Origin of the sequence: Isoptericola sp. NPDC019482 (genome assembly GCF_040632295.1) — a bacterium.
Lineage (GTDB): Bacteria > Actinomycetota > Actinomycetes > Actinomycetales > Cellulomonadaceae > Isoptericola.
Window position 1 is genome coordinate 13,188 of sequence record NZ_JBEYBQ010000024.1, and the last position, 21,210, is coordinate 34,397.

Below are 21,210 nucleotides of genomic sequence, written 5' to 3' on the forward strand. Positions count from 1 at the left end.
CGGTGCCGTACACGGCGAGGTCCAGGGGCGTGGCCGAGCGGTTGGTGACGACGAGGGCACCGGCCCGCCCGTCCTCGTCCCCGCCCTCATCACTGGTCGCGCGTCAGTCGTCCCGCGTCACTCGTCGCCGTCGGCGGGGTCCGCCGTGAGCTCCGCGGCCTCCTCGTCCTCGGCGCCCGCGGCCTGCGCGTGGTGCAGGGGCGGCGGGCCCGCGTCGGTCACGGTCGCGCGCACCGCGTCGCGGAACGTGCGCGCGTACGTCTCCTCGGGGATGTCGCCGAGGTAGTAGCGCCGGGTGCGGTCGCGCTCGGCGGCGAGCCGGTCGTCGGCCAGCCCGTCGAGCGCGGCGTCGAGGGAACCGGCCTCGCCGAGGCGCGCCAGGTAGGCGGCGCGCCCGAGCGGGAACTCGTCGAGGAACTCGTCCACGGGCGTGTCGTCCACCTGCGTGATGACGAACGGCTTGCCGCTGTAGAGGTAGTCGGCGGGCACGGACGAGACGTCGGACACCAGCGCGTCGGACGCGTTGAAGCAGTCGACCAGCGTCATGGTCGAGCTGGCCGCCTCGCCGAACAGGTGCTCGCGACCGGACCGTCGGCGGTCGGCGTCGAGCAGCGCGTGGATCGCCTCGACGTGCGCGGCCTCCTCGGGCCGGCGCAGCGAGTACGGGTGCGGCCGGAAGATCACGCGGTACCCCCGCGTCAGCAGCCCCGCGACGATCTGCTCGCCCCAGGCCAGGGAGCCGAAGCTGTTGTCCTGGTTGAACCCGCCCCAGGTGGGCCCGTAGAACACGGTGCGCAGCGCGGCGGCGGCGTCGGCGTGGCGGATGTCCGCGACCTGCGGTCGCCCGACGATGACGAACTTCTCGTCGGGGATGCGCACGCCGTGGGACGCGTACCGGTCGATGCCGGCCTGGCCCGCGACGAAGATCCGGTCGAACATGGCCGTCACCGGGTTGTAGCTGGACGGCTTGTCGCTGTCGCCGTGCAGCAGCTGCACGTGCGTGAGGTCGCGGTAGCGGACGTTGTGGCCGTTCTTGGCCCCGTTGTTGACGTACAGGGCCACCCGGAAGGCGGGCACCTGCAGGGCCTCGAGATCGGCCAGCGACGGGGCCGAGACGACGGGCAGGCTCGTCAGGGCGGCGACGCGCTGCGCGAGCGACCGCTCACGGACCACGACGACGACGCCGGTGCCCTCGTCGGCGAGCCGCTCGAGCTCGCTGGTCCACACGCCGAGCTGGTACTCGGTGCCGCCCGGCCCGGAGAGGTAGACCATGACCGGCGCCGCGTGGCGCTCGAGCGCCGTCGTGATCGCGGTGGCGAAGGGCCCACGGTCGCGACGGGCCCGCAACGACCACAGGCCGCTCACGACCAGGACGCCCGCGGCGAGCGCCGCGGCGGGCAGCGCCACCACAGGCACCACGGGCACCAGCAGGCACAGGGCGAGCGCGGCGAGGTGGGCCGCCTGGAGGGCGCCCACGGCCGTGGTGTACGGGCGTGCCGGGTCGACGCCGGGCAGGTTCGCCACCGGACGGGTCGCGCCGGACCAGATCCCGCCGAGCCGCGCCTCGAGCGCGGTGAGCAGGACCAGGAGCGCGACGACGAGGGCCGTCAGCACGTCCCACCCGTCCATGCCGTCGCGGACGACACCGACCAGCGCCGTCCCGAGCAGCGCGGTGCGGGCGATGCCCCAGGCGCCGGGCCGGCCGGGACCCGGCCGGAAGAACGACCGGCGCTGGAGGTAGCCGATCAGGGCGATCCCCACGAGCGCGAGGACGCTCCCGACCGCCGGCGCCGTGAGGGTCGCCGCCGCCAGCAGGGCGCACGCGGCCAGCAGGTTGACGACGACGACCCTGCGCGGGCCCCGGAGCAGGCGATCCACTACTGGCGCACCACCAGGTTGGCCGAGTCGACGAACCGGCCCACGGGCGAGGCGAGCATCTCGATGACCTCGGCCACGTCCTGCGGCTGCATGATCGTGGACGGGTCCTCGTCCGGCGCGAGCACGCGGCGCAGCGCCGTGGCGGTGCGGCCGGGGGAGATGCACACGACACGGGTGCCGTAGATCGCGAGCTCCTCGCGCATGACCTCGCTCATGTTGATGACCGCGGCCTTGGACGCCGAGTAGGTCAGCCAGCCGGACCGGCCGTTGATGCCGGCGGTCGAGGCGATGTTGACGATGAGCTCGAACTTGTTGCCGTGGTGCAGCAGCTCCTGCACGAACGTGAAGGGTGCGTAGAGGTTCACCGCGATCGTGCGCTCGAAGTCCGCGAAGTCGACCTGCTGCAGCGGGACGGGCTTCGTGTACCCAGCGTTGTTGACGAGGATGTCGACGGTGCCGTGGGCCTTGACGATCTCGGCGCACAGGCGGATCACGCCGCCCCGGTCGGCGAGGTCGGCGACGTACGGCGCCAGCGTGACGCCGCGCTCGTTGAGCTCCTCGAGCTCCGCCAGGGCCTGGGTGTACTCCTCGGACTCGCGCGCGACCAGGACGATCGTCGAGATCTCGGCATCGTTCTGGAGGAACCGGCGCACGGTCTCGAGGCCGATGCCCTTCGACGCGCCGGTCACCATCAGCGTCTTACTCATCCCAGCCCTCCTCGCCACCCGAGAGCAGGTACGTCGCGAGGCGGACGTCCGTCGGGGTGGTCACCTTGATGTTGCGGTCGTTGCCGTCGATGAAGCGGACGTCGTGCCCGGCGACGGCGACCAGGGTCGCGTCCTCCGTGTACGTCTTGCCCTCCGCCGAGGCCTTCTGGTGGGCGTCGACGAGGTCCGCCTTCGCGAACTTCTGCGGGAGCTGGACGTTGCGCAGGGTCGACCGCTCGAGGTAGCCGGTCACCTTGCGCTGCTCCGGGTCGACGGGGGCGACGGTGAACGGGATCTCCAGCATGAGGGAGACGTTCTGGGCCTCGGCCGCGACCAGGGCGGCGAAGTCGGAGGTCGTCACGAGCGGCCGGGCCGACTCGTGCACGACGACGTGCTCGTTCGTGGCGGAGGACAGCATGGCGGCGACGGACTCGTGCCGCGTGGCGCCCGCCTCGACGTACGTCACGGGGGTCTTGATCGCGTAGTCGGTCACGATGCGCTCGACGTCGTCGCGCCACCCCTCGGGGTAGTTCAGCACGATCTGGTCGATCTCGGGCACCGCGTCGGCGGCGACCAGCGAGTACACCAGGATCGGTATGCCCTTGACCTTGATCAGCTGCTTGGGCTGACCCGCGGCGACGCGAGCGCCGACTCCGCCGTTGAGCAAGAGCAGCGAGTACATGGCGTTCCTCTCGAAGGGTTCGGAAGGGTGGGATCCGGCCCGCCACGCGTGGGGCAGCGCCGGTCCGCAGCACACGGTACCTGGTGGGGCGGCGGCTCTCCGACCGCCGGGCGGCACGCGGAGCCGCGCTAGGATCGACGGGGCCGGACAGCCGCTGGCCGTACCTCAGAAGACGGGTATGCAAGTTACGTGACCACCGACACCACCACGGGCGCCGCATCGGGTGACCGCGGGACGCCGGGGCCTGGCCGCGACCCCCTCCGTCCCCCGGAGCCGGTCGTGCCGGACACCACCTCGCAGGAGCGGCAGGCGATCGCGAAGCAGTACGGGCTGCAGCAGATGGGCGTGCGCCCGCCGCTGGGCCGGTACATCCGCGACGTCGCCTCCCGCTGGGCGTTCATCCGTGCCCTCGGCACCGCGACCGCCTACTCCAAGAACCAGAACAACTACCTGGGTCAGCTGTGGGCCGTCCTCAACCCGACGCTCAACGCGATCGTCTACGTGCTGATCTTCGGGATCCTGATCGACGCGAGCCGCGGCGTGGAGAACACGATCGCGTTCATCGTGATCGGCACGTTCCTGTTCCGCTTCGTGGAGCAGTCCGTGCACGGCGGCTCCAAGTCGATCGCGCAGAAGTCGACGCTGATCCGGTCGTTGCACTTCCCGCGCGCCGTGCTGCCCATCGCCGAGGTGGTCTCCCTGCTCACCACGCTCGTGCCGGCGCTCGTCGTCATGTGCGCGATCGTGCTGCTCAGCGGGCTGCTGCCGCAGTACCCGCCGGTGCACGTGACGTGGAGCTGGCTGCTCCTGCCGTTCATCGTGGCGCTCCTGTGGATCTTCAACACCGGGATCGCCTTCATCGTCGCCCGCGCCGTGGCCATCACACCCGACCTGGACAACGTCATCGGCTTCGTCATGCGCCTCGTGATGTACGGCTCGGGCGTGATCTTCCCCGTGACCCACTACGTGGGCACCCTCCCGGAGAGCGCGCAGGCGATCGTCGGCCCGATCCTCGACTACCAGCCGATCGGGGTGTTCCTGTACGTCGCGCGCTCGATCCTCACCCAGGAGCCCAACATCCCGCAGGACCCGGTGATGTGGGCGTGGGCCGCGGGCTGGGCCGTGGTCACGTTCGTCGCCGGGTTCATCATCTTCTGGCGCGGAGAGGAGCGGTACGGCCGTGACTGAGTCCGACCTTCATCTCGACGTCGACCTCGACGAGGAGTTCGAGCCCGAGGACCTCGAGGGCCCGAAGCCCGTCGCGACCGTCGGCGACCCGGTGCTCGTCGTGGACGACCTGCACATCGTCTACCGCGTGTTCGGCGGCAAGGCGAAGCAGGTCGCCGCCAAGGGCGGGGAGAACGTGCGCGAGGCGCAGGCGCCCAAGAAGTCTTTCCTGCGTCGCCTGGTGAGCTCCACGTCGCAGCACGTGGGCGCCGTGAGCGAGGTGCACGCCGTGCGCGGGATCTCCTTCGTCGCCCGGCACGGCGAGGCCATCGGCATCGTCGGCATCAACGGCTCCGGCAAGAGCACCCTGCTGCGCGCGATCACCGGCCTCATCCCGCCGCACTCCGGCAGCGTGCACGTGGCGGGCGAGCCGGCGCTGCTGGGCGTCAACGCGGCCCTCATGCCGCAGCTCTCGGGAGAGCGGAACATCTGGATCGGCGGCCTCGCGCTGGGGCTCACGCCCAAGCAGGTCGAGGAGCGCTTCGACGAGGTGGTGGAGTTCGCCGACATCGGCGACTTCGTCTACATGCCGATGAAGACGTACTCCTCCGGCATGGGCGCCCGCCTGCGGTTCGCGATCTCGTCGGCGGCGACGCCGGACATCCTCATGATCGACGAGGCGCTCGCCACGGGCGACGCCGCGTTCAAGGCGCGCTCGAAGGCCCGCATCGACGAGGTCCGCAAGAACGCCGGCACGATCTTCCTGGTCAGCCATTCGATCAGCACGGTCGAGGCGATGTGCACCCGCGTGCTGTGGGTGCACCAGGGGCAGCTGGTGATGGACGGCGGCACGGACGAGGTGCTCACCGAGTACCGCAAGTTCGTCCGCGCCCACCGCGCCGCGAACGCCTCGGCGCGCGCCGGCGGCGTCGGGCCCCGCGCCCGGACCAAGAAGAAGCAGGCCTGAGCGGCTCGCGCCGGTGGAGCCCGTCCGTCGCGGCGGGCTCCACCGGCGCGGGGCCTCAGCCCCCGAGACGCTCGGTGAGCGCGGCGCGCACCCGCGCGACCGCCTCCGCGACGTCGACCCGCGACGTGTCGACGACGACGTCGGCGTCGGTCGGTGCCTCGTACGGCGAGGAGATCCCCGTGAACTCGGGGATCTCGCCGCGCCGTGCCTTCGCGTACAGCCCCTTGCGGTCGCGGGCCTCGCACACCTCCAGCGGCGTGCTGACGTGCACCAGCAGGAAGGCGCCCGCGGCCTCGGCGAGCTCGCGCACCCGGGCGCGGCCCGAGGCGAACGGCGCGATGGGCGCGGCCACCGCGACGCCCCCGTGCGAGGACACGAGCGACGCGACGTAGCCGATCCGCTCCACGTTGAGCTCGCGCGACTCCTTGTCGAAGCCGAGTCCCTTGGACAGGTGGTGGCGCACCTCGTCGCCGTCGAGCAGCGTGGTGTGCCGGCCCTCGTCGTCGAGCTCGGCCGCCAGCGCCCGGGCCACGGTCGACTTCCCGGAGCCGGACAGCCCCGTGAAGAAGACGACGGCGCCCCGCGGTCGGGCGGTGTCGGCGGCGCGCACGACCTCGGCGGCGGGCACGTCGGGGTAGAGGTCGGCGACGGCGTCGGACCACAGCGTGCCGAGCCCGGCGACGGCCTCCTGGTCGGACGTCGAGCGGTGCGCGGCGAGCACCTCCGTGCGCTCCGCGCCGTAGCGTGCGCCCACGTCCGCCCAGCGCAGCCCGTCCGGTGCGTCGGCGGGCCAGGGCACGACGACGACGGTCGCGCGGCGTGCGCCGTCGTCGAGCCGGTCGGGGAGGTCGCGCGCGACGCGGACGAGCCCCGGGGCGCCCACCCGTCCCACGGCGGGAGCCCGGCGGGCGGCCGGCACGAGCAGCAGCACCGCTCCGGCGTCGCCGACGATCTCCGGCAGGGCGTCCACCTCCGAGCGGGTCGGCGGCTCGGCCACGACAACGGCGACGGTCCCCTGGGCCGGGCGGACGTCCGCGCGGACCGCGGCGGCGGTGCGGCGCAGGTCGGGGTCCCAGTGCGGCCCGGCGGCACGGGCGAACGGCCGCACGGGGCGCGGGGCCTCGTCGCCGGGGGTGCCCACGACGGCGAGCGGCGTGTTCTCCGCGTCCAGGAGCGTCACCGTGCCGGCCGGCAGCCCGGCGGGCGGGAGCCAGGGGCCGCCGGCGAGGGCGAGCTCGAGGAGGTCCAGCCCGTCGGGGGAGAGCACGTGGGTGGCGCGGGGCAGGTCGGCGGGCAGGTCGGCGGGCACGGCGGGGGGCGTGGGCTCGGTCATGATCGCGTGGTCGTGTCCTTCGGGTCGGGGTCGGGGTCGAAGTCCGGTCCCGTGGCGGGGTCGGGTGCGGGGGACGTGGTGGTGCCGAGCGGCTTCGGCCGGGGCGGGAGCCTCTTGATGCGCTCCCGCACCACGACCCACAGCACGTTACCGAGGACGAGGGCGCCCACGGCGGCCGCGACGACGACGCCGAGCGAGGCGCCCAGCAGCTTGAGGCCGGACGCCAGCAGCAGGATCGCCAGGGCGCGGCGGATGATGCCGCCGGGTGCGCGGCTCGAGACGTGCGCGCCGAACCAGGCGCCGGGGATGGCGCCGACCAGCAGCGACGTCGTCAGCCCCAGCTCGAAGTCCCCGTAGAGGATGTGCCCCAGCGACGCGGCGGCCACCAGGGGGACCGCCTGGACCAGGTCGGTGCCCACCAGCTGGGAGGCCTTGAGGGCCGGGTACAGCAGGAGCAGCACCACGATGATGATCGATCCCGCGCCGACGGACGTGAGCCCGACCATGAGCCCGGCGACGGCGCCGAGGATCAGCGTGGGCACCTTGCGGACGACGACGTCCGGGCTGCTCGGCGCGGCCGGTCCCTCGCCGAGGGCGGTGCGGCGCTGGAGCATCCCGAGCACCGCACGGACCACGAGGCCCGCCGAGGCGACGAGGAGGGCGACGCCGAGGACCTTCTTGAGCGTCTCGTCGAACCCGTCGCCGAACGGGAGGTAGCGGATGAGGAGCGCGCCGGAGAACGCCGCCGGCACGGAGCCGATGCACAGCCACAGCACGAGCTGGAGGTTCACGGTGCGGCGGCGCAGGTGGACGATCGCCCCCGCGGGCTTCATGAAGAGGCTGGCCACGACGTCGGAGGAGACGGCGGTGAGCGGGTCCACGCGGAAGACGAAGATCAGCATGGGCGTCATGAGGGCGCCGCCGCCCATGCCCGTCAGGCCCACGACGAAGCCCACGACGAGTCCGCCGACGATCAGCGGGAGATCGAGGCTCAAAAGCGCACCATTCCTATCGGAAAAAGAGAATTCAGCGATGTGAACTCTCAGGAAGTCGTCCAATTCGGAATGGTAGCGTCGGCCGCGGCCCGACCGGGTCCCCGTCCAGTGCCACCTGCCGAGGAGTCGTATGCCCCGCCCCGCCCCGTCCTTCCCGGACCCGGGCCTGTCCGACGGCGAGCTCGCCGTGGCCCTCGCGCAGGGCGCAGGCCAGGTGCTCCGCGGGCTGCGGGCCGAGGTCGACGCCGCCGGCGACGCGTTCGAGCCGCGCGAGCTCAAGGACGCGGGCGACGCGGCGAGCCAGTCGTGGCTCGCCGCCGCGCTCGCGCACGCCCGCCCAGGGGACGCCGTCCTCTCCGAGGAGGCCGCGGACTCCGCGGACCGGCTCGCGGCGGACCGCGTCTGGATCATCGACCCCCTCGACGGCACGCGCGAGTTCGCCGAGCGCGCCGGCGAGGGCTGGCGCGACGACTTCGCCGTGCACGTCGCCCTCTGGGAGCGCGGCGTGGCCCGCCCCGACGGCCTCGCGGTCGGCGCGGTCGGCCTGCCCGCCCGGGACGCTGTCCTCAGCACCGTCGAGCCCGACGGGGCCCGCGCGCTCCCGGACGACGACGCCGCGGCGGTGCTCGCGGGGCGCCGGCCGCTGCGCCTCGCCGCGAGCCGCAGCCGCCCGCCGGCGTTCGTGACGGACCTCGCCGCCCGCGGCGGCGTCGAGCTCGTGCCCATGGGCTCGGCCGGCGTCAAGGTGGTGTCCGTCGTGGACGGCACGGTCGACGCGTACGTGCACGCGGGCGGCCAGTACGAGTGGGACTCGGCGGCCCCCGTCGCAGTCGCGCTCGCCGCCGGGCTCGAGTGCACGCGCCTGGACGGCACGCCGCTCGTCTACAACCGCCAGGACCCCTGGCTCCCCGATCTCTTCGTCTGCCACCCGGCCGTGGCGGCGTACCTGCGTGCGGCGCTGACGGAGGCCGGGGTCGACATCAAGGAAGGTGCCCAGCCGTGACGTCTCGCGTCCTGAGCCAGCTCCGCAGCCTCGAAGCGGAGAGCATCCACATCTTTCGCGAGGTGGTCGCGGAGATGCAGCGCCCCTGTCTGCTCTTCTCGGGCGGCAAGGACTCGATCGTCATGCTCCACCTGGCCGCCAAGGCGTTCGCCCCGGCGCGGATCCCGTTCCCGATCATGCACGTGGACACCGGCCTGAACTTCCCGTCGGTGCTGGCCACGCGCGACCGCTGGGTCGAGCGGCTCGGCATCCAGCTCGTCGTCGCCTCCGTGCCGGAGGCCATCGAGCGCGGGCTGGTGCAGGAGGAGCCCAACGGCTCCCGCAACCGCATCCAGACCCCGGTGCTGCTCGAGGCCGCGGAGAAGAACGGCTTCGACGCGCTGTTCGGCGGCGGGCGCCGCGACGAGGAGAAGGCGCGCGCCAAGGAGCGCGTGTTCTCCTTCCGTGACGACTTCGGCCAGTGGGACCCCAAGAACCAGCGGCCCGAGATCTGGGACCTGTACAACGGCCGCGTCCACCAGGGCGAGTCGATCCGCGTGTTCCCGCTGTCCAACTGGACCGAGCTGGACATCTGGGCCTACATCGAGGCCGAGGACATCGACCTCCCCGACCTGTACTTCGCGGCCGAGCGCGAGGTCGTGGACCGGGGCGGCATGCTGTTCGCCGTCAACGAGTTCACGCCGCTCAAGGACGGCGAGACCGCCGAGGTGCGGTCCGTCCGCTACCGCACGGTGGGGGACGCGAACCTCACCGCCGCCGTCGCGTCGACGGCGGCGACCCGTGCCGAGATCGTCGAGGAGGTCGCCGCCGTGCGCCTCACCGAGCGCGGCGCCACCCGTGGCGACGACAAGGTGAGCGAGGCCGCGATGGAGGACCGCAAGCGAGAGGGCTACTTCTAAGCCATGAGCACCGAGACCTTTACCGAGACCGCCTCTCAGGCGATCGACACGTCCGCCGACCTGCTGCGCTTCGCGACCGCGGGCTCCGTGGACGACGGCAAGAGCACGCTCATCGGGCGGCTGCTGTTCGACTCCAAGACGATCTTCGAGGACCAGCTCGAATCGGTGGAGCAGGTCAGCAAGGACCGTGGCAACGACTACACGGACCTGGCGCTGCTCACCGACGGTCTCCGCGCCGAGCGCGAGCAGGGCATCACGATCGACGTCGCGTACCGCTACTTCGCCACGCCCAAGCGCAAGTTCATCATCGCGGACACCCCGGGGCACATCCAGTACACGCGGAACATGGTCACAGGGGCGTCGACGGCGGACGTCGCGCTCATCCTCGTCGACGCGCGCAAGGGCGTCATCGAGCAGAGCCGTCGGCACACGTTCCTCGCCACCCTGCTCGGTGTCCCGCACATCGTGGTCTGCGTGAACAAGATGGACCTCGTCGACTACTCCGAGGAGGTCTTCGAGGGCATCCGGCGCGACTTCACGGACTTCGCCTCGCGCCTGCGGGTGCCGGACCTCACGTTCATCCCGATCTCGGCGCTCGTCGGCGACAACGTGGTGAACCGCAGCGAGAACATGCCGTGGTTCGACGGCCGCCCGCTGCTCAGCCACCTGGAGTCCCTCCACGTGGCGAGCGACCGCAACCTGCAGGACGTGCGGTTCCCGGTGCAGTACGTGATCCGGCCGCAGTCGCACGACGCGCGCGACTACCGCGGGTACGCGGGCACCGTGGCCGGCGGCGTGCTGAAGAAGGGCGACAAGGTCCGGGTGCTCCCGTCCGGGCTCGAGACCACCATCGCGGGGATCGACACCGCCGACGGGCCGGTCGACGAGGCGTTCCCGCCCATGTCGGTGACGGTGCGCCTCGCCGACGAGATCGACATCTCGCGCGGCGACATGATCTGCCGCCCGAACAACTCGCCCGCCGCGCTGCAGGACATCGACGCCCAGATCTGCTGGATGGACGAGTCCGCGCCGCTGGTGCGCGGCAAGAAGTACGCGATCAAGCACACCACCCGGTGGGCCCGCGCCATGGTGAAGGACATCAACTACCGCGTCGACGTCAACACCCTGCACCGCGACGAGGACGCGACCGAGATCGGGCTCAACGAGATCGGCCGCATCCAGCTGCGCGTCACGCAGCCGCTGTTCGTCGACCCGTATCGCCAGAACCGTCGCACGGGCGCGTTCATCCTCGTGGACGAGGCCACGAACAAGACCGTCGCCGCGGGGATGGTGGGCGGCCTGCCGCACGCGTCCTGACGGGACGCGCCACAGGTCGCAGCCGCACGAAGCCAGGAAGGTCTGATCGCATGCCGGTTCTGCGCAAGGACAAGCGCGGGGTCCTCTTCGTCCACGTGCCGAAGACGGGTGGGTCCTCCATCGAGAACCACTTCGTCGACGCCGGGTGGTCGATGAGCTACCACAGCAGCGCCACCTCGGTGGGTTCGCTCAACCACTTCCGGTGGTGCACGTCGCAGCACATGCACGGCGACCCGCTGCGGGCGACGTTCCGGCTGCACCGCTTCGAGGCCGTCTTCATGATCGTCCGGGACCCGATCGCGCGCTTCCGGTCGGAGTACGCGTGGCGGCACGGCATCGACGGGGACGTCGTCGACCTGTCCGCCGGCGCCGTCGAGGCGTGGGCGGAGCGCCGGTTCGCGAAGTACGCGAGCTACCCGTACCTGCTGGGCAACCACATCCGCCCGCAGGCGGACTTCCTCGTCGAGGGCGCCGACGTGATGCGGTTCGAGGACGGTCTCGACGCGGCGGTCGCGCGGCTGAACGACCGCTACGGGCTGGACCTGCCCCCGCACGTGGGCCGCGAGCGCACCAGCGAGGGCGCGGCGGGCGTGTCGAGCAAGGACGTCGAGATCAGCCCCGCGCTCCACGATCGTCTCGTCGAGTTCTACGCCAGGGACTTCGAGGAGTTCGGGTACTCGACCGAGCCGGGCTCCGCGCCGCTCCCCTCGGCCACGGTCGACACGGACCCGAGGCCGGTTCGCCGGGCGATGGAGCGAGCGATCGTCGCGGACCAGACGTCCGACCTGCGCGCGGGTGAGCTCCTGGGCGAGGTGTTCCGTCGCAGCACCGACCGTGCGCGCGCCGTGTTCCGCCGCTGAACGTCGCTCGCGCCCCCGGGGGCGTGGTGTTCATCTTTTGTTTCCCGGGATGCCGTGCGAGAGCAACCCCCTATACTTCTGGGGCATCCACGTGAGCGTCACCTCATCGCGGAGGCGCGGAGACGGTGGTGGGAGGCGAGTCGTGGGTCGTGCGCGGTCGATGCTGGCGCGTCTGACGCGCCGCCTCGGACTCGTACCCTCCGGTACCGCCGACCGCATCGGCGAGGACGCCGAGCTGGCGACCACCGTCCTGCCGCACGAGGTGATGGTGTTCTTCGCCGACCCGCCCGGCTCGCTCTACCAGCTCGAGCAGTGGTACGAGCCGCTGCGGGCCCTGGACCGCGAGATGCGCACCGTCGTCGTCCTGCGCGACTCGCGCACGGCGCGGCGGGTCCGTGCGGCGTCCGGGCTCGACGTCGTCGTGGCCGCCGAGCCGTCGACCGTCGAGGGTCTGGTGCTGCGGGGCCGCCTGCGCCTCGCCATCTACGTCAACCACCACCCCGACAACTTCACGAACCTGCGGCTGGCGCAGCTGGTGCACGTGTCCCTGATGCACGGGGACTCCGACAAGCAGGTCACGGTCTCCAACCAGACCAAGGCGTACGACTTCTCGTTCGTCGCCGGTCAGGCCGCCGTCGACCGGATGGCCGCGTCGTCCGTGTTCTTCGACGCCTCCGCGCGGTGCGTGCCGATCGGCCGGCCGCAGGTGGACGAGCAGCTGGCCCGCGTCGCCGCGGTGCGGGACGCCCGTGGCGACGCCGACCGGCCGACCGTGCTGTACGCGCCCACGTGGGAGGGCAGCCCCGGCCAGTCCGCGTACGGCACCGTCGTGAGCCATGGCGAGGCCGTGGTCCGGAGCCTGCTGGGAGCGGGATACCGGGTCGTCTACCGGCCCCACCCGCTGACGGGCGTGCACTCACGCGCGTACCGCGACGCCGACGCGCGCCTCCGGGCCCTCGTCGGCGCGGCGGGGGACCGGGGCCGGACCGACGTCGACGGCGTCCCGCTCGCCGACTCGTTCGCGGCCGCGGACGTGCTGGTCTGCGACGTGTCCGGCGTCGCGATCGACTGGCTGGCCACCCGCGGTCCGATGGTGTTCCTGCGGCCCGCCTCGCCCGAGGCCCGGCCCGCGGCCAGCCCGCTGACCGAGGTCGTGCCGTGGGTCGACGCCGCCGACGCAGGTAACCTGGCCGCGCTGGTCGACGAGATCCGTGCCGACGACGCCACGGCGGCGGAGCGGGAGCGGATGGTGGAGCACTACCTGGGCGACACGACGCCGGGGGCGGCGACCGCACGGTTCGTGGCCGCGTGCCGGGAGGTCGTGAGGCGCTACGATGCCGCGGTCGTCGAGCGCGCCGCAGCACGGTCGCCAGGCGTGACCGCATGACCGACGAAGGACGAGACGAGAGGTGGCTGTGATGGGAGTGCAGGTCGTCATTCTGGCGGCGGGGATGGGGACGCGGCTCGGCCGGCCGTTCCCGAAGCCGCTCACCACCCTCAAGGACGGGCGGACGATCCTCGCGCAGCAGCTCGGCAACGTGCGCGACGCGTTCGGTGAGGGCGTGCAGGTGACGATCGTCGTCGGCTTCAAGCTCGAGCAGATCCTGGAGGCCGCGCCCGACGCGACCTTCGCCTACAACGAACTGTACGACCAGACGAACACCTCGAAGTCGCTCCTGAAGGCCCTGCGCGGCTCGGGCGACCGGGCGGTGCTCTGGATGAACGGGGACGTGGTCTTCCACCCGGAGGTGCTGCGCCGCGTCAAGGAGCTGATCGACGCGGACCAGTCGTTCGTGTGCGTGAACACGGCCGCCGTGGGCGACGAGGAGGTCAAGTACACGGTGGACGACGCCGGGTACGTGGCGCTGCTGTCCAAGAAGGTCCAGGACGCGCTCGGCGAGGCCGTCGGGATCAACTTCGTCTCCGCGAAGGACAAGGCCGCGCTCATCCAGCGCCTCGACGAGGTCGACGACCAGGAGTACTTCGAGGGCGGCATCGAGAAGTCGATCCGTGAGGACGGGATGCAGGTGCTGCCCGTCGACATCTCGGACCTCTTCGCCGTCGAGGTGGACTTCGAGGACGATCTCGCTCGCGCCAACGAGCACGTCTGACACCCGGGCAAGGAGCGGAACGACAGCAGCATGAGCTTCAGCACACGAGCGCGGCAGGTGGCGCGACGACTTCGATCGCTCGCCGCTCCAGCGACCCCGGCGAACGGGGCGCTCCCGCCAAGGCGCTCACTGACGATGCGGCGTGATGGCGGCGACCTCGTCTTCGAGGGCGACTACTGGCGTCGTGGCTGGACCGTGGTCGGGGTTCGAGCCGACGAGTCCGGCGGCGGTTCGTCGCTCCGGTTCGACGCGGACGTCGACGGTGCTGGCTACCGCGTGGTCGTGGACGTCCGCAAGGTGCTCGAGAGCGGCCACGAGGACACGGTGCACGAGCTCTGGATCGAGGTCGCGCGCCCGCGCGCCGGCCTCTCGCCCTCGCGCGAGACCTACTCGTTCGCCGAGGTCTTCGAGGTGCAGTCGGTCCGCCTGGGCAAGTACCTCGAGACCGAGCGGGCCGAGGAGGAACTGTGGTTCGAGGCGGGCGGGCGCCGGGGTGTGGTCGACATCTCGACGTACGGGAACGTCAACCTCGTGGTCGGTGGCGCGGAGGCGTCGGCGATCAAGTTCTCCGGGACCGACCTCAACATTCGGGACAACACGTCGTTCCGCATGCGCACCAAGGTGGTGTCCGGTTCGGCGCTGCCCGCAGCGGTCGAGCTCGTGGTGCGGGGCCGGCAGACCCAGACGGAGTACACCGTCCCCGTCGAACGCAGGTTCGACGCGGCCGCGACGCGCGCCACGCAGGGGCGGCTCACCTACGACGTCCGAGGCGAGGTCGACCTCGCCGCGATCCCGGCGGTGGCGGACCTCGGCGAGGACACGATCGACTTCCTCGTACGGTTCACCTCCCCCTCGGGGCGGTCGTGGGAGCGGCGACTGCCTGACCCGGGCCGAGCACGACGCAGCAGCCTCGCGTCGGTGTCGGTGGAGGTCGACGGCCTGACGCACCTGCTGGTGCCCTACGTGACCTTCCGGCAGAGCAACCTCAGCATGCGGCTCGAGCGGTTCCGCCCGGGAGACTACGACTACCTGCGTCGCCTCCAGCGCGTCGCCTGGACGTTCCCGGTGGCGCGCCTCTTCACCGATGTGTGGCTCGTCGGCGAGGTGCCCTACAAGGCCCAGGACAACGGGTACCGCTTCTTCGAGCACGTGCGTAAGGAGCACCCCCGCAAGCGTGCGTACTACGTGATCGACCGCGACTCACCCGACTATGAGAAGGTCGCGGCGCTGGGGAACGTCGTGCCGCGCTTCTCGCGCGAGCACATTCGCTACACGCTCCTGGCCTCGCGCTTCGTGGGCTCCCACCACGCCGAGTACCTGTATGCCTCGCGCGACGTGAAGTTCGTGCGATGGGTACGCGGGGTGCGGATCTTCCTCCAGCACGGACCTACCGCGACGAAGAACGTGGTGCCGAACTACGGCCGGCAGGGCACGGTCGAGCGGCCCACGGAGAAGTTCCTCGTGACGTCCGACCTGGAGAAGCAGATCGTCGTCGAGGACTACGGCTACCGCCCCCGGCAGGTTGAGGTGACCGGGTTCGCCCGCTTCGACCGGCTGCTCGACGGGGAGGCGACGCCAGAGCGCGCGCTGCTGATCATGCCGACCTGGCGGGACACGCTGCAGGGCGAGGACGCGTTCCTCGGCAGCGACTACTTCCGCGAGTGGAGCGGGCTCGTCGGCTCCCCGGAGCTGCATCGCATGCTCGAGGCGGAGGGGATGACGATCACATTCGTCCTCCACCCGAACATGCGGAAGTACGCCGACCACTTCGCGTTCCCGGGTGTGCGGGTGGTGCGTCCCGGTGAGCGCGACGTGCAGGACCTGCTCAAGAGCCACACCGCGCTCGTCACGGACTTCTCCAGCGTGGCGTGGGACTTCAGCTACCTGCGCAAGCCGGTGGTCTACTTCCAGTTCGACCAGGCCTCCCTCGTGGGTGCCCGCTCGCCCCACGTCGACGTCGCGACCGACGTCCCCGGGAAGGTCGTCACGACGATCACCGACGCGGTCGAGGAGCTCGGCGCGATCGCGAACCGCGGGTTCACCGTGGAGGAGCACTACGCAGCGCGCTCGCGCGACTTCCTCAAGTACGAGGACACGGAGAACTGCGCCCGGATCTATCGCACGGTGCAACATGCGTGGTCGGTCGGCACCGCTTTCGAGCGGGTGCGCAACCTGTGGCTCGCCCAGGCCTTCTGGCGCCGTTATCGGAAGAGCCGTTACTACTTCCCGACGATGAAGCTGGTGAACCGCGTCGGTCGCCTTCTGCCGCGCACGAACGTGGTGCTCTTCGAGTGCGATCGGGGCACGCACTACAGCGACTCGCCCCGGTACATCTATGAGGAGCTGGCCCGCCGTCACCCGGACCTCGACCTCGTCTGGGCCCTGAACACCACCGACCGGGTTCGCGGGCCGCGCACACGCAAGGTGCGCCGTCACTCGCCGACGTACTGGTGGATCGCCTCCCGAGCGCGGTACTGGGTCTCGAACCAGAACATGCCCGCGGACCTCGTACCATCACGGCGCACGCGGTACCTGCAGACGTGGCACGGCACGCCGCTGAAGAAGATGCAGCACGACGTGCCGAACATGGCCGGACGGTCGGACGACTACGAGAAGCGTGCGGCGCGGCTGACGAGCTACTGGTCGACGCTGATCTCGCCGAGCCCGTACGCCACGCGGGCGTTCCAGAGCGCCTTCCGGTTCGAGGGGGAGATGCTCGAGCAGGGCTACCCCCGCAACGACATCCTTGCCTCCGACCGTGCCGCAGAGGCACGCAGCCTGGTGCGCCTGCGCCTCGGAATCCCCGCGGACAAGAAGATCGTGCTGTACGCGCCGACGTTCCGCGACGACATGCGGAACGGCGTGCACTGGCAGCACGACCTCGGCCTCGACATCGAGCGGCTCGAGCGCGAGATCGGGGAGCGGGCCGTCCTGCTGGTGAGGTTCCACCCGCTGGTCCGAACGGCCCTCCCGGACTCCAGCACGGCATCCGGGTTCGCCCGCGACGCCGCGAAGTACCCCGACATCCAGGAGCTCCTCGCCGCGACGGACGTGCTGATCACGGACTACTCGTCGGTCTTCTTCGACTACGCGATCACCGGTCGCCCCATGGTGTTTTTCGCCTACGACATCGACCACTACCGAGACGACCTGCGAGGTTTCTACCTGGACTATGAGAAGTCGGTCCCGGGGCCGATCGTCACGACGAATGAAGCGCTGAGTGCAGCGGTCGCCAAGTCGCTCGACAGGACTGATGGTCACGAAGTGCACGTCCAGGCTTTCCGCCGCGAATACGCGCCTCATGACGACGGCTACGCTAGCCAGCGCGTTGTCGATGCGTTCTTCCGGTGAGCGGTGTAGCGATGACGGGAAGCCCTGGGAACACCCTGCCTGCCCGAGCCAAAAGGAAGCGGATGGTCTACCTCCTGGCGGACCGGTTCAGTCCGCAGTCCGGGGGTCGTACGAGGGCGACGTTTCTACGCGCCAACGAACTGTCACGCTCCGGAAACGAGGTGGCGGTCCTGACTTTCAACTATCGCCTCGACTATAGGAAGGTCTGGGCGGGCTGGGCCTCCAAGAGTCAGCTTGACCGACGGGTACGCCATCTGAATATCTTCGAGCATTATGCAGGCGAGGATTTGGCCGACTCGTCAACGGTGACGCCGTTCGCGGGGGCCGCCGACATCGATCTCGAACTCGTACGCGCCGGTGTATGGGAGCGTCGGCGTGACGGAGTAGTTCGGGAGCGCTTCGTGACCCGCCCCGACGGATCACTGGCGCATTCCGACAAGTTCCGCGACGGTGTTCGGCGTGTCCACTCGAACTACGACAGGCAGTGGCGTTTGAGGGTCGAGACCGCCTACGCCGCTGATGGCGACACTATTTCCAACCGCGCTTACCGTACGGCACGGGGACGCTTGTTTCTTGACGTCGGCTATGAGAAGGGTCGCCCCGCCCGCCACCGGGTGCATGGCAGCGACGGCATCACCACGGACTTTCCTACCGAGTTCGCTTTTCGGGCTGCTTGGATTCAGTACTTGCACCGGGAGGCGGTCCGCCCGGTCTTCGTGTCCGAGGACCGCCGGCTCGACGGGCTGGTGGTGCAGAACCCCCACAGCTCCGACATCACGTCGGTCTGCGCGATCCACAGCACGCACCTGGCCGCGCCCTACCAGGACGTCCATGCCCTCGCCACGTACAACGACTCCGCACTGCGCCGTGCCGAGAAGTTCGACGCGGTCGTCGTGCTGACCGACCGGCAGCGGGCCGACATCGAGGAGCACTACGGCGAGCTGCCGAACATGACTGTCGTCCCGCACCCGGTCTCCGCGCCGTGGCGCTACCGGCTCCCGCGCCGTCGGAGGAACATCGCCGTCGTGACCCGACTCGTCCCGGTCAAGCGCGTGCAGGACACTATCGACGCGTTCGGGACCATCGCCGCCGCGTACCCGGGCGTCAATCTGGAGGTCTGGGGCTCGGGTGAGGACCTGGAGCGGCTGAAGACGCACGCCGCGTCGGCGGGGCTCGCGGAGCGGGTGGAGTTCAAGGGCTACACGGCGAAGCCGCTGGACGTGTACTCCCGGGCGCTGTTCTCCGTGTCGTCGTCCCTCACCGAGGGCATGGGGTTGTCGACCTGTGAGTCGTTGTCCGTCGGGACCCCGGTGGCCTCGTACGACTACCGGTATGGGGCCCGGGACCTCATCCAGGACGGCGTCAACGGATACCTCGCCGAGGACGGCGATGTCGAGGGACTGGGGCAGGCGATGGCCCGGCTGCTGTCCTCGCCGGCGAAGCTGCGACGGATGAGCCGCGCGTCACGGGCGATCCTCAGGTCGCATTCTCGAAGGAACTACCGCCGGGCGTGGGAGAACCTGCTCGACGGGATCGGACAGGAGTAGGACCGCATGGCATCGCGGGTCACCATCCACATCGGCACGCCGAAATCGGGCACCACGTTCCTGCAGGCGCTCCTGTTCGGCAACAAGCGCCGCCTCGCGGAACGCGGAGTGCTCCTTCCGTCGGACAGGGCCGACGATCACGCGCTGGCGGCGATCGGCATGCGCAACGGGCCCGACGACACCTATGCGGAGCGGTGGGAGGGCCTCCTGGCCGAGGTGGCGGCCTGGGACGGGCCGGCGATCATCACGAACGAGTGGTTCGGGATGGCCGGCCCGGAGCGCACCGCGGAAGCGGTGCGGCGACTCGACGAGGTCGGGGAGGTGCATGTCGTCCTGACGGCGCGCGACCTCGTCGACCAGGTGCCCGCCGCGTGGCAGGAGACGCTCAAGCTCGGGGACTCCACCCAGATCGACGAGTTCGTGGACAAGCTCGACCAGGACGACTTCCGCTGGGGCTGGTGGGACATCGACCCGGCCGAGGTGCTGGCGCGGTGGACGCCGTCCGTCCCGGCGGAGCGGCTCCACGTTGTCACGATCCCGCCGCGCGGGGCGCCGTCGGAGATCCTGTGGCACCGGTTCGCGGACGCGTGCGGGCTGAGCCCCGAGTGGTGCTCGGCGGAGGTGAAGTTCGCGAGGCAGTCGCTGAGCGTCGAGGCGGCCCGCCTGCTGCAGCTCGCAGGCCCCCGGTTGCTGGACGCGATCGACGCGACCCCGCCGCCCTGGAACGGGCCGCGCAAGTGGATCCAGAGCCACCTGTCGCACGGGATCCTCCTGGACCATCGCGGTGGTCGGATCACGATGTCGCCCGAGCGGATCGCGGACGTGCGTGCGCGGTCGGGCCGTTCGGTGGCGGCGATCGAAGGGTTCGGGTGCGCGGTCCACGGAGACCTCGCCGACCTGACGTCGTCGCGCCTGCCCGAGGGCGCGACGCACCCCGACGACGTGCCCGACGCGGCCGTCCTCGACCTCGCGATCGACGTGATCGCGGAGCAGCTCGGACGCGCGAGGAAGGTTGCCAACCGCGCCCAGGCCGCGCCGCGGACCCGGGCCGCGCAGGCCCCCCGGGTGGAGCCCTCGCCTGCGGCCCCGGCTACCGTGCTGCGCCGTGCTCTGGGTCGTGCGCGGCGAGCCGTGCGCGGCGACTGAGGATGCGGTCGCACGCGTCGAGGAAGCGCCCGAGCGACGCGCCCGGCGTGACGTCCCCGAAGTAGTGCTCGACGATCGCGGCATAGCGGGCGCGCTGGTCGTAGCCGGCGGCTCGTTCGAGCTCCTCGACGACGTCCCCGGCGCGATCGGCCGGGAAGGTGCCGAGCCTGCCCGCCAGGCCGTCCCGGTCGACCTCCGCCGCGGGTGACGCGGGTTCGGTGAGGAGCAGCGGCTTGCCCGTGGCGAGCCAGTCGAACGCGACCGCGGAGATGTCGCACACGCAGGCGTCGGCGGCGTCGAGGTGCCAGCCGAACGGCGAGTCGGCGTCGAAGACGTGGGCGGCCGCGGGATCCGCGCGGTTCGCCGACTCCAGCTTCCGCACGAGGGTCTCGTGCAGCGCCCGGTACGACGGGTCGAAAGCGCCCGTGCGCGGATGCGGGCGGTAGACGACGCGGTGCCGGCCGGTCGCGAGGAGCGCGTCGAGCAGGGGGAGCGCGTGCGACCGGAGCGACGAGTACTCCATCGTCGGGCGGTCGCCCTCCCAGGTCGGGGCGTAGAGGACCACCGTCCGCGCGTCGTCGGGCAGGTCCGGGCCGGGATGCTCGACGTCGACCTGGGGGCGGCCGACGCGCACCAGGTGCTTGTCGCGGTCGAAGTCGACGAGGCGCCGCCCGATGCGGTCGTACGCCGCCTGCCCGGCGATGAACGTGTGGTCGTAGGCCTTGAGCTGGTTGGACGCCATGTAGTCCTTGTCGGACTCACCGTGGCTGATGAAGACGTGGGCGGGGTCGCGGAACCGCAGCATGCGGAAGTTCAGCGCGTTCTGGTTGACGTAGAACACGATCCCGACCCGCTGCGTCCGCAGCCACCGCTCCGTCTCTCCGACCGTCGGGTGGAGGACCACCGGAAGCGGGCACTCGTCCGCGAGGAGCGCGGCCGACTCCACGTCGCCGGTGATCACCGCGACGGGGTGCAGCTGGGCGAGCCGGCGCATCGGCTCGTACCACTGGCGCAGCTGGTAGATGTTCACCGGCGTGTCCGCGAAGTGGATGACGGCTTCGAAGGGCTGGTCGGCCGCCGGCCGGGACGCCAGGTGCCGGTCCCATCGTGCGCGGGCGTGGCGACGAGAGATGGCGTCACGAACCAAACCGGTCAACGTCTGGAGGTCGCGGAGCAATCGCACCCTCATCCCTTCCTCGCACTGGATGTGGCCAACGGTCGCCACCTCCGGAGGGCTCTGACGGAGT

At 71.0% G+C, this 21,210-nt stretch carries 17 protein-coding genes; 11 read left to right on the forward strand and 6 right to left on the reverse strand.

Translation table 11 applies throughout. From position 1 onward, the window contains the following. Nucleotides 1–117 precede the first annotated feature (117 nt). The 3 genes from ABZ493_RS15140 to ABZ493_RS15150 are packed head-to-tail and all read right to left on the reverse strand — an operon-like array spanning nt 118 to nt 3,267. The gene (locus tag ABZ493_RS15140; protein ID WP_430582970.1) at nt 118–1,878 is read right to left on the reverse strand and encodes a CDP-glycerol glycerophosphotransferase family protein; all 1,761 of its coding nucleotides are present in this window, start codon (nt 1,876–1,878) and stop codon (nt 118–120) included. After that, a complete protein-coding gene (locus tag ABZ493_RS15145) occupies nt 1,878–2,585 on the reverse strand; it encodes an SDR family oxidoreductase (protein WP_430582971.1) in 708 nt (235 codons plus the stop codon). Before ABZ493_RS15145 ends, ABZ493_RS15140 begins: the two co-directional genes overlap by 1 nt. Further along, the gene (locus tag ABZ493_RS15150) at nt 2,578–3,267 is read right to left on the reverse strand and encodes an IspD/TarI family cytidylyltransferase (RefSeq protein ID WP_430582972.1); all 690 of its coding nucleotides are present in this window, start codon (nt 3,265–3,267) and stop codon (nt 2,578–2,580) included. The genes ABZ493_RS15145 and ABZ493_RS15150 overlap by 8 nt, the downstream gene beginning before the upstream one ends. Nucleotides 3,268–3,546: 279 nt before the next feature. Here ABZ493_RS15150 and ABZ493_RS15155 point away from each other — a divergent pair, with 279 nt between their 5' ends. Together ABZ493_RS15155 and ABZ493_RS15160 are read left to right on the forward strand one after the other, a co-directional pair. Next, nucleotides 3,547–4,455 (forward strand): ABC transporter permease, encoded by a 909-nt coding sequence (locus ABZ493_RS15155; protein WP_430582973.1) that lies wholly within the window; start codon nt 3,547–3,549, stop codon nt 4,453–4,455. Next, entirely contained in the window at nt 4,448–5,401 is a 954-nt protein-coding gene (locus ABZ493_RS15160) for an ABC transporter ATP-binding protein (protein ID WP_430582974.1), read from the forward strand. Before ABZ493_RS15155 ends, ABZ493_RS15160 begins: the two co-directional genes overlap by 8 nt. A 55-nt stretch (nt 5,402–5,456) precedes the next feature. Here the strand turns inward: ABZ493_RS15160 and cysC are convergent, their stop codons facing one another. Together cysC and ABZ493_RS15170 are read right to left on the reverse strand one after the other, a co-directional pair. Next, nucleotides 5,457–6,734, reverse strand: coding sequence for an adenylyl-sulfate kinase (gene cysC, locus ABZ493_RS15165; RefSeq protein ID WP_430582975.1), 1,278 nt, complete (start codon nt 6,732–6,734; stop codon nt 5,457–5,459). Continuing rightward, nucleotides 6,731–7,729, reverse strand: a complete 999-nt coding sequence (locus ABZ493_RS15170; protein WP_430582976.1) for a sulfite exporter TauE/SafE family protein — start codon at nt 7,727–7,729, stop codon at nt 6,731–6,733. Before ABZ493_RS15170 ends, cysC begins: the two co-directional genes overlap by 4 nt. A 130-nt stretch (nt 7,730–7,859) precedes the next feature. Here ABZ493_RS15170 and ABZ493_RS15175 point away from each other — a divergent pair, with 130 nt between their 5' ends. The 9 genes from ABZ493_RS15175 to ABZ493_RS15215 all read left to right on the forward strand — a co-directional run bounded on the left by ABZ493_RS15175 (nt 7,860) and on the right by ABZ493_RS15215 (nt 19,963). Next, a complete protein-coding gene (locus ABZ493_RS15175) occupies nt 7,860–8,732 on the forward strand; it encodes a 3'(2'),5'-bisphosphate nucleotidase CysQ (RefSeq protein ID WP_430582977.1) in 873 nt (290 codons plus the stop codon). Then, complete coding sequence (cysD, locus tag ABZ493_RS15180; RefSeq protein ID WP_430582978.1) at nt 8,729–9,631, forward strand: sulfate adenylyltransferase subunit CysD; 903 nt, start codon at nt 8,729–8,731, stop codon at nt 9,629–9,631. Before ABZ493_RS15175 ends, cysD begins: the two co-directional genes overlap by 4 nt. Nucleotides 9,632–9,634: 3 nt before the next feature. Beyond that, entirely contained in the window at nt 9,635–10,948 is a 1,314-nt protein-coding gene (gene cysN, locus ABZ493_RS15185) for a sulfate adenylyltransferase subunit CysN (RefSeq protein ID WP_430582979.1), read from the forward strand. A gap of 50 nt (nt 10,949–10,998) precedes the next feature. Then, complete coding sequence (locus tag ABZ493_RS15190; protein WP_430582980.1) at nt 10,999–11,808, forward strand: sulfotransferase family 2 domain-containing protein; 810 nt, start codon at nt 10,999–11,001, stop codon at nt 11,806–11,808. Between the two features lie 160 nt (nt 11,809–11,968). Then, nucleotides 11,969–13,195, forward strand: coding sequence for a CDP-glycerol glycerophosphotransferase family protein (locus tag ABZ493_RS15195; RefSeq protein WP_430582981.1), 1,227 nt, complete (start codon nt 11,969–11,971; stop codon nt 13,193–13,195). 31 nt (nt 13,196–13,226) lie between these two features. After that, a complete protein-coding gene (locus tag ABZ493_RS15200) occupies nt 13,227–13,919 on the forward strand; it encodes a phosphocholine cytidylyltransferase family protein (protein ID WP_430582982.1) in 693 nt (230 codons plus the stop codon). A 135-nt stretch (nt 13,920–14,054) separates the two neighbouring features. Next, nucleotides 14,055–17,270 (forward strand): CDP-glycerol glycerophosphotransferase family protein, encoded by a 3,216-nt coding sequence (locus tag ABZ493_RS15205; RefSeq protein ID WP_430582983.1) that lies wholly within the window; start codon nt 14,055–14,057, stop codon nt 17,268–17,270. A 161-nt stretch (nt 17,271–17,431) separates the two neighbouring features. Further along, complete coding sequence (locus tag ABZ493_RS15210) at nt 17,432–18,817, forward strand: glycosyltransferase (RefSeq protein WP_430582984.1); 1,386 nt, start codon at nt 17,432–17,434, stop codon at nt 18,815–18,817. A gap of 6 nt (nt 18,818–18,823) precedes the next feature. After that, nucleotides 18,824–19,963 carry a hypothetical protein gene (locus ABZ493_RS15215; protein WP_430582985.1) on the forward strand — a complete coding sequence of 380 codons (1,140 nt, stop codon included), beginning with the start codon at nt 18,824–18,826 and terminating at the stop codon, nt 19,961–19,963. Here ABZ493_RS15215 and ABZ493_RS15220 read toward each other — a convergent pair. Further along, a complete protein-coding gene (locus ABZ493_RS15220; RefSeq protein WP_430582986.1) occupies nt 19,908–21,146 on the reverse strand; it encodes a CDP-glycerol glycerophosphotransferase family protein in 1,239 nt (412 codons plus the stop codon). The genes ABZ493_RS15215 and ABZ493_RS15220 overlap by 56 nt on opposite strands. Nucleotides 21,147–21,210: the final 64 nt, after the last annotated feature.

Bases quoted from the DNA above. Each gene is read 5' to 3' on its own strand.
- cysN (WP_430582979.1), top strand. From the start codon at position 9,635: ATGAGCACCGAGACCTTTACCGAGACCGCCTCTCAGGCGATCGACACG.
- ABZ493_RS15145 (WP_430582971.1), bottom strand. From the start codon at position 2,585: ATGAGTAAGACGCTGATGGTGACCGGCGCGTCGAAGGGCATCGGCCTC.
- ABZ493_RS15175 (WP_430582977.1), top strand. From the start codon at position 7,860: ATGCCCCGCCCCGCCCCGTCCTTCCCGGACCCGGGCCTGTCCGACGGC.
- ABZ493_RS15195 (WP_430582981.1), top strand. From the start codon at position 11,969: ATGCTGGCGCGTCTGACGCGCCGCCTCGGACTCGTACCCTCCGGTACC.
- cysC (WP_430582975.1), bottom strand. From the start codon at position 6,734: ATGACCGAGCCCACGCCCCCCGCCGTGCCCGCCGACCTGCCCGCCGAC.
- ABZ493_RS15200 (WP_430582982.1), top strand. From the start codon at position 13,227: ATGGGAGTGCAGGTCGTCATTCTGGCGGCGGGGATGGGGACGCGGCTC.
- ABZ493_RS15150 (WP_430582972.1), bottom strand. From the start codon at position 3,267: ATGTACTCGCTGCTCTTGCTCAACGGCGGAGTCGGCGCTCGCGTCGCC.
- ABZ493_RS15190 (WP_430582980.1), top strand. From the start codon at position 10,999: ATGCCGGTTCTGCGCAAGGACAAGCGCGGGGTCCTCTTCGTCCACGTG.
- ABZ493_RS15215 (WP_430582985.1), top strand. From the start codon at position 18,824: ATGGCATCGCGGGTCACCATCCACATCGGCACGCCGAAATCGGGCACC.
- ABZ493_RS15205 (WP_430582983.1), top strand. From the start codon at position 14,055: ATGCGGCGTGATGGCGGCGACCTCGTCTTCGAGGGCGACTACTGGCGT.